Annotated in this window: 14 protein-coding genes and 1 tRNA gene; all 15 read right to left on the minus strand. The window is 54.9% G+C overall.

What is annotated here, in order from left to right:
* Positions 1-16 precede the first annotated feature (16 nt).
* The 15 genes from L2W48_RS10305 to tpx all read right to left on the minus strand — a co-directional run bounded on the left by L2W48_RS10305 (position 17) and on the right by tpx (position 11,558).
* On the minus strand, positions 17-1,330 hold the full coding sequence (locus L2W48_RS10305; protein ID WP_236099758.1) for a complex I subunit 5 family protein: 1,314 nt from the start codon (positions 1,328-1,330) through the stop codon (positions 17-19).
* A gap of 29 nt (positions 1,331-1,359) precedes the next feature.
* Positions 1,360-2,823, minus strand: a complete 1,464-nt coding sequence (locus L2W48_RS10310) for a complex I subunit 5 family protein (RefSeq protein WP_236099757.1) — start codon at positions 2,821-2,823, stop codon at positions 1,360-1,362.
* The gene (locus L2W48_RS10315; protein ID WP_005659177.1) at positions 2,820-3,164 is read right to left on the minus strand and encodes a sodium:proton antiporter; all 345 of its coding nucleotides are present in this window, start codon (positions 3,162-3,164) and stop codon (positions 2,820-2,822) included. The genes L2W48_RS10310 and L2W48_RS10315 overlap by 4 nt, the downstream gene beginning before the upstream one ends.
* A 4-nt stretch (positions 3,165-3,168) precedes the next feature.
* Positions 3,169-3,903, minus strand: coding sequence for a hydrogen gas-evolving membrane-bound hydrogenase subunit E (gene mbhE / locus L2W48_RS10320; RefSeq protein WP_236099756.1), 735 nt, complete (start codon positions 3,901-3,903; stop codon positions 3,169-3,171).
* Positions 3,900-4,172, minus strand: a complete 273-nt coding sequence (locus L2W48_RS10325) for a Na(+)/H(+) antiporter subunit B (protein ID WP_236099755.1) — start codon at positions 4,170-4,172, stop codon at positions 3,900-3,902. Before L2W48_RS10325 ends, mbhE begins: the two co-directional genes overlap by 4 nt.
* A complete protein-coding gene (gene mnhG, locus L2W48_RS10330; protein WP_236099754.1) occupies positions 4,169-4,510 on the minus strand; it encodes a monovalent cation/H(+) antiporter subunit G in 342 nt (113 codons plus the stop codon). Before mnhG ends, L2W48_RS10325 begins: the two co-directional genes overlap by 4 nt.
* Complete coding sequence (locus tag L2W48_RS10335) at positions 4,507-4,764, minus strand: MrpF/PhaF family protein (RefSeq protein WP_005659187.1); 258 nt, start codon at positions 4,762-4,764, stop codon at positions 4,507-4,509. Before L2W48_RS10335 ends, mnhG begins: the two co-directional genes overlap by 4 nt.
* Positions 4,761-5,276 (minus strand): Na+/H+ antiporter subunit E, encoded by a 516-nt coding sequence (locus tag L2W48_RS10340; protein WP_236099753.1) that lies wholly within the window; start codon positions 5,274-5,276, stop codon positions 4,761-4,763. Before L2W48_RS10340 ends, L2W48_RS10335 begins: the two co-directional genes overlap by 4 nt.
* Before the next feature lie 150 nt (positions 5,277-5,426).
* Positions 5,427-6,620 carry a tRNA nucleotidyltransferase/poly(A) polymerase family protein gene (locus L2W48_RS10345; RefSeq protein WP_236099752.1) on the minus strand — a complete coding sequence of 398 codons (1,194 nt, stop codon included), beginning with the start codon at positions 6,618-6,620 and terminating at the stop codon, positions 5,427-5,429.
* A 96-nt stretch (positions 6,621-6,716) separates the two neighbouring features.
* Positions 6,717-6,857: a hypothetical protein gene (locus tag L2W48_RS10350; RefSeq protein ID WP_005659192.1), complete on the minus strand. Its 141-nt coding sequence runs from the start codon at positions 6,855-6,857 to the stop codon at positions 6,717-6,719.
* A gap of 137 nt (positions 6,858-6,994) precedes the next feature.
* A tRNA-Asn gene (locus L2W48_RS10355) sits at positions 6,995-7,070 on the minus strand.
* Between the two features lie 83 nt (positions 7,071-7,153).
* Positions 7,154-8,911: a PEP/pyruvate-binding domain-containing protein gene (locus tag L2W48_RS10360; protein ID WP_236099751.1), complete on the minus strand. Its 1,758-nt coding sequence runs from the start codon at positions 8,909-8,911 to the stop codon at positions 7,154-7,156.
* 22 nt (positions 8,912-8,933) lie between these two features.
* Positions 8,934-10,640: a PEP/pyruvate-binding domain-containing protein gene (locus L2W48_RS10365; protein ID WP_236099750.1), complete on the minus strand. Its 1,707-nt coding sequence runs from the start codon at positions 10,638-10,640 to the stop codon at positions 8,934-8,936.
* A 121-nt stretch (positions 10,641-10,761) separates the two neighbouring features.
* Entirely contained in the window at positions 10,762-10,920 is a 159-nt protein-coding gene (locus L2W48_RS10370) for a tautomerase family protein (protein WP_005659196.1), read from the minus strand.
* A gap of 119 nt (positions 10,921-11,039) precedes the next feature.
* Positions 11,040-11,558 carry a thiol peroxidase gene (gene tpx, locus L2W48_RS10375; protein ID WP_236099749.1) on the minus strand — a complete coding sequence of 173 codons (519 nt, stop codon included), beginning with the start codon at positions 11,556-11,558 and terminating at the stop codon, positions 11,040-11,042.
* Positions 11,559-11,641: the final 83 nt, after the last annotated feature.

Below are 11,641 nucleotides of genomic sequence, written 5' to 3' on the forward strand. Positions count from 1 at the left end.
CACCAGCTCCCCGTCCTCAGATTCCCATAGCTACCATCAAAAAGACGGCCACGACCGCGAGGTAGAAAAGATACCTCGTCAGGTTGCCCGAATGGGCCTCTAAGATGCGATTAGCTATCGTCATAGAAAGACTTCTCAAAAGAGGGAGAAGGTCGTCTACGTCCAGGGGGCTATATGCCGGGACGAAAGGCCAGGGGACAAGACAGAAGACCGCCACGGCGATCGCAAGGGATTTTAACGGATAAAGGGAGAGCTCCGCCGATCCGAAGGGCGGGAACACACCTACTGCCAAGATGGCGACGCAGAACAGGGAGAGAGCGCCGACGACGCCTTTTTCCGGAGAAACGGACGGAGGTGTTGGAAAATCACTCTTGAAGGGGCGGAGAAAAGCATAATACCCCAGTTTACACAGAGACAGGACCGTTCCCAATCCGGCGAGGAAAAGGCACGCCTCTACGAAAGGAGACCCTTCCACCCCAGCCTTGACCATGGATTTCCCCCATCCCCCGGCGGTCAAAGGAGCCCCCGCCAGGGAAAGGGCTCCTACCGCGAAAAACGGGAAAATCCAAGGTAGATCCTTCATGCCCCGCCCAAGCTCCGCCAGATCCCTGGTGCCGTATCTTTTCTCTATCTCCCCTACAGATAGAAAGAGAAGTCCCTTGCTCAGGGCATGACCTAAGACGAGAGCCGCGCAGCCGCATCTTCCCAGATCGGTTCCGGCCGCCAGAGACGACACCATAAACCCCAGTTGTCCCATGGTGCTGTATGCCAACAGCCTCTTGGCATCCCTCTGCATTACTCCCTGAAGGGCTCCGTAAAGGGCCATAAAGACCCCGGCGAAAAGCAACCAGTGGGACGGCCCCAGAGACATGCGAACCATGCCGTATATTCCCATCTTGACGGCATAACCTGACAGCAGGACGCTAGCCTCGACAGGAGCCTTGCTGTGGGTTCTCGGAAGCCAGAAATGAAGCAGGGGCAAAGCCGCCTTGATTCCCAGGGCCACATAGAACAGAGGCACCAGAGAAGACGGAACCGGGCCTATCGACAGTAACCCACCGTCTGAAGGGTTTCCCATGGCGGAAGCCATGAGAAGCAAGCCCCCTCCGAGAAGCTGAGAGTACAGATAGAAACGAGCGGTAGGACGGTCTTTTTTCCCCACCATAAAGGCCAAGACTATAGAGGACAGCTCTACCCACACGGTAAAGGAAAACCACGAGGAGGCCAAAGCGGCTAGACAGGCGAAAAAACAGAACAGATACAGCATAGGAGATCTCCGCCTGACGTACAGGTCTATGCAGAGGGTCATGAAAACCGCGAGAGCGATCATAAGACACGAAAGCCTGTCGGGAAAGGGGATCACGGCGACACCACATTTCGATAGAGGTCGCCGCTCATTCCGTAAATCCCTATATCGCCGAGAAAATCCCTGAACCAGGGGATAAGAGGGATTACGGCCAGGGCAAGGCAGAGGATCGACAGGAACAATACCGCTCTGAAGGTGACGGGATGAGGCCTTCTGTGGACGGGGGCCTCGTCGGAAAAGGAGAAAAAGGCCCTGGCTATCCTGAGATAATAGGCGGCTGAGACGACCGTGCCTCCTACCAAAGCCACGGAAGGAACTACGTATCCGGCCCCCGAGATCGCCCTCAGCAGGTACCACTTGCTGAAAAAGCCGCTGAAAGGAGGAATTCCCGCCAGGGAAGCTGCGAGAAAACAGAAGAGCAGCACGAACAGAGGCCTATGGAAGAAAAGCCCTCTCATCTCGGTTATTTTTCTGGTTCCTCTATCCTCCACTAAAACTCCAGCCACCAGGAAAAGCCCCATCTTCGAGGCCATATGGACGAAGCTGTGAAGGATCGCAGCACTCATCCCCAGTGCCGAACCACACCCGATGCCTACCAATATGGTACCTACCTGGGCGACGGTAGAATAGGCCAATAGACGTTTGACGTCCTCCTGTTGGAAGGCCATCAGATGCCCCAAAATAACCGACAGAGTTCCGAACGCCATCATGACAGGCATAATACCTATGCCGGCATCCATAAACAGCAGATAGGACAGCCGGATCATCCCGTAGAGAGACACCTTCACCAGCACCCCGGAGAGAAGCGCGCTCACCGAGGTCTGAGCGGACGAATGGGCATCGGGAAGCCAGAAATGGGTCGGCACAGTTCCACTCTTCACGAACAGCCCCGTAAAGATACATCCCGCTATGACGGTCAAGGTAGCCGACGGCACAGAAGGAAGTAGCAAGGATAGGGCCGCCATATTCAGTTGCCCCGTAGCCATGAACGAGTAGGCTATGCCCAAAAGCAAAAAAAGAGCTCCCACCGTTCCGAGAATAAGATATTTCAGACTGGCCTCCACCGCTCGCCAGAATCTGGGAGGGTAGGAGACCATAAGGTAGGCGGCGACGGAGAATATCTCGAAGAAGACGAAGAGATTGAAGAGATCCCCTGTCAGCAGGATGCCATTTACCGACGCCCAGGAGAGGAAGAAGATCACGTAGAAACGCCAGGGGGAGAGACCAAAATGCTCGGTAGAGACCGCCAGAGAGAGAGGGAAACCGATGGCGCCCAAGGTCAGAAAAGCCCCGGAGATCCGATCCACCACCAGGGATATCCCGAGCTCTGGCCCCCATCCTCCCAACGTGATGGACAGCCCGCTCCAGCCCGACATGGCCACGAACAAAGACACCAGGGATGAAACCGCCCCTATGGAGACGGTAAAGGCCGGAACCGCCTTTTTCCTGAAGATGGAAAGCAAAGGGAGCAGAAAACCGGCACAAAGAGGCGCCAGAATGGCCCATACCGGGCTCATCCTCTCAATCCCCTTATCTTGTCTATGTCCACGGTCCCGTAGTGCCTGTGGATCTTTATGATAAAGGCCAGGGCCAAGGCGACGTCGCTAGCCCCTATAACGATGGCGGTCAAGGTGAAGGAATGAGGAAGAGGATTGACAGAACCTCCGGGCCCCAGAGGCAGAAGAGGAGCGCCCCCGCCGGGGACGAACCCCGAGGTCACCATAAACAGCAAAACGCCCCCCTCCATCAGAGAGAGACCAACCACCGTCTTGAAAAGGTTTTTCTTGGTGACGATAGTGTAGACCCCGATACAGAATACGGCTATAGCCGATCCATATCCCAAAAACATCATTTCCATCCCATCACACCTCCGGAGGAGGCCCCTCCACCGGGTCCTCCAGTATCTTGACCATGCTGTAGAAAAGGGTGGAAAGCCCGGCACCTACCTTCATGGCTATGGCGAAGTTCAAAAGAGGAATAGATCCGGCGCTCATAAGGCTTCCAAGAGAACCGGCGGGGAAACCGGCTCCGATATTGGAGAGGAAGCCGGATCCCTGGGCCAGACCGAACAACCCGACCAGGGTAAAGACAAGGGCCCCCGACGACTCCAGGGTTTCCTTGGTCTTAGGGCTTATCCTGGAAGCCTCGAAGGAGGATCCGTAGACTATGCAGAACAGTATAGTGACCGTGGCGAAGACGGCACCGCCCTGAAATCCGCCCCCCGGGGTGAGATGGCCCATGATGACTATGGAAAAGGCGTAAAGCATCAGGAACGGGACGACCAGTCCCAAACCCCTCCTGACGATGAAGGACAGCCCCCAGCCGGAACGGCGAAAACGACTTCGGGAAAACATCAAAGCGACTCCGCACACCGTGGTGTATATCACCGTGGCCTCTCCCAAGGTGTCGAATCCCCTGTAATCGAAGAGAATGGCGGAAACGATGTTCGACGCCCCGGTTTCACTCGCAGTGTTCGCCACGTAATGAGCGGCGGGGCCGTCCAACTCGCAACAGGAGAAAAAGAGCCCCCTCCAAAGCCACCATCCCAGGCAAATACACAGAGCTGCGGCGGGCAGTCGTGACCGAAGGAATCTCATTTCAGATCGTCCTTCCTATCGCTATCGAACTCCCGCCTCTTTTCGGTCTGGCTGTAGGCGACCAAAAAAAGGGACGTCACGAGGCCGGAGTTTATTATCGCCTGGGTCAAGGCGACGTCGGGGGCCCTGAAAAGGGCGAACAATATGGCCAGCAAAACTCCGAAGACGGAAAGGGTTATTACCGAACTCAGTATATCCTCCGCCTCTGCCGCCACTATGGCGGTGAAGACCAAAAACGCGCAGATAAAACCCACCAGATAGACTGTCATGACCGATCCTCCATGGCCTCTCCGTACTCGTCCAACACCGTTCCGTGGGGTGCTATGCCGTGACGATAGCAGGCCCGAGATATGGCATGGGACGCCAGAGGGTTGGTCGCCAGAAAAAAGAGGGCTATCAGAACGGACTTGACCGCACCCTGCCAGGAAGGAGCCCTAACGGCCACCCCTATCAATATCAGCATGGCCCCTCCGGACAGAGCCTTAGTGCCGGCGTGAACCCTGGTGTATACGTCGGGAAAGCGGATCAAACCGACCACCGAGGCGAAGGCGAAAAACAGCCCCAGAGCCATTAGGAAGGATGACAAAAGGCGGATGAAGACGCTCATAGATGTAGCTCCCCATGCTCGAAATACTTCGCCATAACCAGGACGTCCACGAAGGACAACACGGCGAAAGCCAGAGCCACGTCCAGAAAGACCATATCGTCGAAGAGTAGATAGAGGACCGCCAGAAAGGTGGTCAATATGGTGGAGACCGTATCGGCTGCGACTATTCGGTCCGGAACGGTAGGCCCCATGACTACCCGATAAAATCCCACTAAACCGGCGAAAAGCAGTCCCCAAAGGACGGTATAGATCACGAGAACAACCTCCCTATTCTGGCCTCGAGATCGGATATGTCGGACCTTACCGCCTCCGTCCCGAGCCCTCTGAGATCCAACACATGGACGAACAGATCGTGCTTAGACATATCGGCGTCCAACGTGAGGGTACCGGGAGTAAGGGTTATCAGATTGGCAAGAAAGACCAGGGAAGACTTGTCCGGCACGTCGGAGTTCACCTTTATTATCCCGGAATGAAGGTCCACCTTAGGGGCAAGGGCTAGGAGGGATACTTCCCAGGTAGCTTTCAGAAGATCCCACAGAAAACATGGGACAAAGCAGAGAAAAGCCATAAGCCGAGCGAATCCGATACGGGGACTTCCGAGCCGACCACCTTCGTGATGAGGAGAAAAGGTCCGCCATACCAGACGAAACACCGCAGTGCTTACCGCGACACCCACCGCCATAAAGCCGAAATCCAGACGACCGGTCAACGATATCCAAAGGACCATCAGAGAACACCAAAGGGCCCCAGCCTTGAAGTACGACACGGCAAACCACCTCCCCTTTCGGAATAAGTCTAACAAAGACCGAGCTCCATAAAAAGCCTCTCTGTACAAAACTCCCAAGTGAACCTCTAAAACTCACGTCCGAGTTCCATCGAAAAGATCGTTCCGGAGATTTGAGCTTTCAGATGTATCCTAAAAAAACACGTTCGACTCTCTGAAATTGGACCACCCTGTCAGCACTGCCTCCCAGGCATCCTCCTCGGAAGAACAATTCCCCGATGCCAGTGACCTGTAGAGCTCCACCATACACCGCTTGACCTGAGGTCCCTCCCCTACCAGATCCCCGATCCTTGAACCGTCCGGAACGATTCCCTTTTCAAAAGCCCGGGCAACGTGATCGATAGCCTCGTCCAGCCTTGAACGCCCCTCTCTCCATCTTCCTACATCGACACCGCACCCCTGGGCCCAAGCATAGGAAAGCTCGAACAACTTCAAGACGATGTCGTCACCGTTATCGAGTATCATCTCACCCATGTCTCTCAAAGACGAATCGGGATCGACGGAGCGGAAACGGGCCAACCTCTCCGCCTCCCTGCGAATCGATCTGGCTACCCCCCAGGAGATCCATCTCTTCGAGGGGGTTTCCCGATCATCCCGGGAGAGTCCCGCCAAGACCGCCAGAGCCATTTCGAGAGGCAGGAACTCACCTCTGGACTCGGCCAGCACGGAAAAAACCGACAAAGCCAGACCATGATCCAGAGAAGGCATCAAAAGCCGTATAAGTCCGACATTAATCATAGTCGAGAGATACGTAACAGGACGGACCAGCCCGACGACCATCTCCTTGCCTACCCTTGGACGAGAGAGGCCCTCTATCCTATCCGGCCCAGTGGCGACGAAATTCCTGACCGCCTTCAATGAATCCACAGAGGGATTCAAACCCAGAGAGGAAGCTAAACGACACATCCTCAAAGCCCTTATTGGGTCCTCCTCCAGACGTTCGGACGGATCTCCGACGAAACGGAGGACCATGGACCCGAGATCCTCCATACCGTCGAAGGGATCCACCAGGGTTCCCTCCTCCGTCAATGCCATGGCGTTGACGGTAAAATCCCTGACCGAGAGATCGTTTTCTATGGATCCCCCTCGAAGAGGGCAAACCTCCATAACGAATTCGTCACAGGAGGTAATGCAGACCTGCATCCCCTCAGGTCCTACCACCGCCCCTCCGCATATAGCGGCGATCTCCTCCATGGGGAGATCCACCACCAGATCCAGATCGCCTGGGGCCAGGCCCAAGGCTGCATCCCTTACCGCTCCACCGACAAGCCAGACCGACAGACCTCTTCCCCCGAAGGGACCGAAAAAACGGGAGCCATCTTCCATAACCGCACCTCCCCTCATAGACGATGTTAGTTTAAACGACACAAAAAAAACAGGACCCGACCGTTAAGTCGAGTCCTGTATTATCCTCGGGGACTTCTACCGCCTGAGCGGCCTGGTCCCCTCGGGCGTCTTGATGAGTATAGCCCAGGGGATTTCGTTACCTCTGGCCTCAACGAACTTGCCCTCGGGCATACGCCAGTGAGGTACACCTGAAATAGAAACTAATTTGGCGTCCATCGCAACATCCCTCCCTTTCTTCTTGGATTTTTCCCTTTTCCATACCGGTCCGTCGAGGGGGAGGAGACGAACCGCAAAGGGGACAGGAGCAAAAAAAAAGCCACTCCAACTTAGAACGAGGAGTGACTTGGATAATCTGGCTCCCCGGGCAGGACTCGAACCTGCGACCTAGTGGTTAACAGCCACCCGCTCTGCCAGCTGAGCTACCGAGGAATAGAATATTTCCGTGCTTCCTGAACAGAGGAATTATACCATATACAGACCAGAAAGCAACAACAAGATCAAAATCCTCAGGATCATTCGGTGACCACCATCCCTATATTCCTCTCGCCGCTGGTGAACACGGAGAAAGGCCCTCGGTAGATTCTGATGGCTCTATGAGGTCCCGCCTCATAGGGAGTTTCGTCGAACCATTCCTGACGGAACAGGTTGTTCTGATACCCCTCGAAAACGGGCATATAGAGAACTCCGTCCACCTCCAGGTCGGAGAAAAAATGGGTACCATAGGAGAGTTCCGGCATATAGCCCATCTTGGGTATCCCTACCTCCACCATACAGCAACAGTTGGACAGCTCGTTGTACTGCACCGGAACGCCCAAGAGGGGATTGCTCGACCCTATTCTTCCGGGAGCCACGAAGATGAACCTCTCTCCCTTGAGCCTGTCGTTAACCGCTCCCACCGCCCTGGCGATATCGTTAAAATCCCCGGCAGCCCCGTACACCGCGTGATCCACGTAGACCAGGCTGGGGATGTGTCTGAAAGAACCGTTGGTGACCATTCGATCCGCCTTGAGTATTATCCGTTCCCTGTCAATCGACTCCAATGCCTCGGAGGAAACTCCGCTTCCGGCCCAAAGAGGCCTGGCCTGTATCAGTTCCAGATGTTCCTCTCTAGGCTCGTAGGCAAACTCTATATCCGCCGGAACCCCCATGGCTTCCTCCAACACAGACAGAGTCCTCCTCATCCTCTCGAAGAACTTTCTATGCCTCTTGGGAAAGTCCTCGAAGGTAAAGCATATTCGACTGACGCTCCTGTCCCCCGAAGGCGTCGCGTTGGGAGAGGTGAAGTAGCCTCCTCCCTCGTCTCCTCTGTACAGCTGTGCATACTGACACATCTCCTCCCTGTACCAAGGGAAGATATCCTCCCACACGTCGTTCACGTTCAATGTAGCCAGTGTATCGGGTCTCTCTCTGGAGGCCCCTTCGAAAAGTTTCCGGGATATGGCCTGGAATCGCTCCTGAGAGTGTCGGAGAATCGTGTAGGAATCCTGACCCTCCGGCCTAAGAAACGGGTTGGAAAGAGAGCAGGTCCTGGCGTACTCTCTCTTGGTGCTCATGGTCCCGAGGCCGAAGACGAAACGGACGACACCGTCCTCCATGGCGACCCGGCTCGTCCATCTACGGTAGTTTCTGGAAAACCCGACTCCTCCTATGGTCGGGTAGTAGAGGTCTCCCCTCCATCTGCCGGAAACTCGCATCACTATTATCCCCATGGAATCGTCGCCGATTCCGTGTCTGGACCTGTAAGCCAATGCCTTGGGGAAGTATATCCTCGAATATACCCTTCGGATCTCCCTGCAGACAGCCCAGGTCCTGTAGTCCAGAGTCCCGAAGTTCCCCAGAAAATCGCTCAGATATTTTCCGGCAAAGGAATACTTGAGCGAATCCTCCTGTATGCTGCTGCTCCTGACGACCACGGGATCGGTCATGTCGGCCAGGAAGGCCCTCACCCTCTCGACGACCGCCTCCGACAGAGGGTGTTCCAAAAACGCACTCTCTATGCGATCAGGTGTCCCGTTGGATATGAGCTCGTCCCTTACAGGCAGGGATTCTACGAAATCATCGAAGACGTCGCTTCCGAGAAAAAGGGCCCTCGGCATAGTCACCGACATGAGGTCGGGCTCTCCGGTGTCCCTAAGGGCCCTTATTCCGTACAGCAAAGACCTGCCCTTTCCACCGATGGACCTGTCTCCGAGAATCATCGAGTTAAACTCGTCGTCGTGCTTGGGATCCCAGGAAAAATAACGCTCTATGCGACTCTCTCTCTCAGTCATCCTACTATCCCCCTTGATAAAATCAGGACATATCGAAGACCACGCCGATCTCGTCCTCTCCGTCCAGATAGACGTCGAAAACTCCCTCGTATATTCGAACGGCAGGGTGGCCTCCCGGCTCGAAGGGCCTTCCCTCGAACCAACCGCGGCTGAAAAGATTCTCGTGCTCTCCCTCTATTACCGGCAGATAAAGCACCTCGTCGACGTCCAGATCCAGAAAGAAATGGGTCCCATAGGACAGCTCCGGTATCATACCCCTTTTCGGAATGCCTACCTCGACCATACAGCCGCAGTTCGATATTTCGCTGTAGTCGACCGGAACTCCCAAGGTCGGGTTGGTGCTTCCCCACCGGCCGGGTCCGACCAGGATATATCTCTCCCCTTCCAGTTCCTGGTTCACCACCCCTACCGCCCTGGCGACCTCGGCGAAATCGCCGGACTCTCCGTAAAGGTCGGGATCCACGTATACCAGACGACGGATTCCCTTCCTGACGTGGTTAGTGACCATTCTGTTGCCTTTAAGCACTACCCTCTCCTCCGGGACATCGTCGGGGATATCCACATGGCCGAACTCCATGTAAGAGGCCAAGGGTCTCAACTGCACCAAGGTCAACAGATCCTCATCCGACTCGTAGACCGCCTCGACGTCCACAGGAAAGCCCATCGCCCCCTCGAAAAAGGCCAACATCCTCTTGGTCCTGTCGAAAAAACCGTGACATCTTCGGGGCAGATCGGTAAAGGAGAAACAGGGCATAGGCATCCTGAGATTGGATCGATCGGTATGGAGCCAATAAAGCATACCGTCGTCGTACCATTCCACAAAGGCCGGTGCCATCTTGTGATATCTCTCTATCCGCGAAAGCCCATCGATCAAAGAGCTGGTCATAAAGAGCCCTTGATCCATATCGACGTAGTCGAAATCCTTCTGAGCGTAAAGATAGATCTGTTCGGCGTTGCCCCCCTCGGGTCTAAGCTGGGGATTGGTCAGATAGAAGGTCCTCGCGAAAGAACGACCCACCGTGTGGGTCCCCATGCCGAAGCAAAGCCTAATGACCCCGTCGTTTTTATCTATCCTCGGAGAAGGCCTGCGAAAGACACAGGAAAAAGCGGTTATCGCCATCTCGGGATAAAACAGATCGCCCCTCCTCTTTCCCTGTAGAGGCTGGATCAGGACGGCCATCTTCTCCTGCCCCAGAGGAATTTTGTGCTTTCTCTGGTACTCACGAGCCGCCGGATTGTAGGTGGACGCGAAAACCGACTTAATCGCCCTCTCCAGCTCGGCCAACCTACTGCTTCTATCTCCCAGATTGGCCACGAACCTTGTGGCATACTTGCCGGCGAAGGACAACTCTATATCGTCCTCCAGCAGGGAAGACGAACGCACAGCCAGAGGACCGGTCAGTGTATCGAGAACCCTGTCCAGCTCCCTTGATATGGAAGGAGGCAGAGGCGAGTCCAATATCTTTCTCTCCAGCTCGTCGTAGGGAATCTCGTCAACCAGAGGGAAAATTCCGTTTATCCTCTCGAATTCCTCGAAACCATGGGTCCCGACGGCCAAGGTAATCTCGGGCAGTCTGATCTCGCATCCCAGACCGTCCTCCAAAAGCGATTCGTGAGCAAAGGCCAACCCCTTGCCCTTTCCGCCTACGCTTCCTCCTCCTATGACCCATCCTCTTTCTCTGTAATAGGGCGAAGGATCGTAGGAACGGTAAGCCTCCCTATGGTCCATGGCGCCACCTCCTCTATAGAACTTTAGCAGAAAAGAAACACGAAAAAAAGACGACCGTCCAATCCGGAACGATCGTCTTTATAGGACAAAGCCTAAATACCTATGATGACCGGGAACCTCATCAGTGTCTGGGCTGGTCCATACGGTAGTCATAGACGTACACCGTCAGGTCTTCCTTGGAGCGACCGATCTCGTCGCAGGCTACGTCGGTAAGCCTCTCGGTGAGCCTGGTCCTCTCCTCCACCGAAAGCCCCGGCGCGCTCATCCTTATAACAGTCATAGAGACACCTCCTCGATAGAATACGATATCACTTCACCTCGGTAAAGAATTATACCCCCTCGTAGAGGAGATGTAAAGCCATGAAAAAAGCCTCCCGAAGGAGGCCTTTTCAACAGGGCTTATCTCTGAACGACCGATTTAAGGGCTTCCATGAGAGGATCGTAATCGGGCGAGTCGGTGGCCTCGGGAACTATCTGAAGATAGCGCAACACATCTTCATCGTCAACGATCGCTACCGCTCTGGTCAGGAGGCGAAGCTCCTTTATGAGAAGCCCCCAGGACTCCCCGAAGGAAGCGTCTCTGTGATCCGAAAGGACCTCGACCTTGTCCACTCCGTTGGCGGCACAGAATCGGCCGATGGCGAAGGGCAGATCCATGCTCACGTTCAGGACCACCACATCTCCCGGAAGAGAGGTGGCCTCGTCGTTGAACCACTTGGCCTGCATATCGCAGACAGGGGTATCCAACGACGGAGTTACCGATAGGACCTTGATCTTTCCGGTATAATCGGACAGACTCTTAGGCGACAGACCTTTATCGAGAACGGCGAAATCCGGGGCCTTGTCTCCGACTTTGAGCTCCGGGCCCACCAGGGTTACAGGGTTTCCCTTCATGGTGACTACGTTGTTTCTCTCCATCTCGACGGCACCTCCATAAATGTTTGTAGTATCTACATCACACCTGGATCCTAACATAACCGACAAAAATAGTCAAGTTTATC

Origin of the sequence: Dethiosulfovibrio russensis, from assembly GCF_021568855.1 — a bacterium.
Classification (GTDB): Bacteria; Synergistota; Synergistia; order Synergistales; family Dethiosulfovibrionaceae; genus Dethiosulfovibrio; species Dethiosulfovibrio russensis.

Excerpts from the sequence above, each read along its gene's own strand:
- L2W48_RS10325 (WP_236099755.1), bottom strand. The coding sequence starts at position 4,172 with ATGACAGTCTATCTGGTGGGTTTTATCTGCGCGTTTTTGGTCTTCACC.
- L2W48_RS10365 (WP_236099750.1), bottom strand. The coding sequence starts at position 10,640 with ATGGACCATAGGGAGGCTTACCGTTCCTACGATCCTTCGCCCTATTAC.
- mnhG (WP_236099754.1), bottom strand. The coding sequence starts at position 4,510 with ATGAGCGTCTTCATCCGCCTTTTGTCATCCTTCCTAATGGCTCTGGGG.
- L2W48_RS10345 (WP_236099752.1), bottom strand. The coding sequence starts at position 6,620 with ATGGAAGATGGCTCCCGTTTTTTCGGTCCCTTCGGGGGAAGAGGTCTG.
- L2W48_RS10310 (WP_236099757.1), bottom strand. The coding sequence starts at position 2,823 with ATGAGCCCGGTATGGGCCATTCTGGCGCCTCTTTGTGCCGGTTTTCTG.
- L2W48_RS10350 (WP_005659192.1), bottom strand. The coding sequence starts at position 6,857 with ATGGACGCCAAATTAGTTTCTATTTCAGGTGTACCTCACTGGCGTATG.
- L2W48_RS10360 (WP_236099751.1), bottom strand. The coding sequence starts at position 8,911 with ATGACTGAGAGAGAGAGTCGCATAGAGCGTTATTTTTCCTGGGATCCC.
- tpx (WP_236099749.1), bottom strand. The coding sequence starts at position 11,558 with ATGGAGAGAAACAACGTAGTCACCATGAAGGGAAACCCTGTAACCCTG.
- mbhE (WP_236099756.1), bottom strand. The coding sequence starts at position 3,903 with ATGAGATTCCTTCGGTCACGACTGCCCGCCGCAGCTCTGTGTATTTGC.
- L2W48_RS10370 (WP_005659196.1), bottom strand. The coding sequence starts at position 10,920 with ATGACTGTTATAAGGATGAGCGCGCCGGGGCTTTCGGTGGAGGAGAGG.
- L2W48_RS10315 (WP_005659177.1), bottom strand. The coding sequence starts at position 3,164 with ATGGAAATGATGTTTTTGGGATATGGATCGGCTATAGCCGTATTCTGT.
- L2W48_RS10305 (WP_236099758.1), bottom strand. The coding sequence starts at position 1,330 with ATGATCGCTCTCGCGGTTTTCATGACCCTCTGCATAGACCTGTACGTC.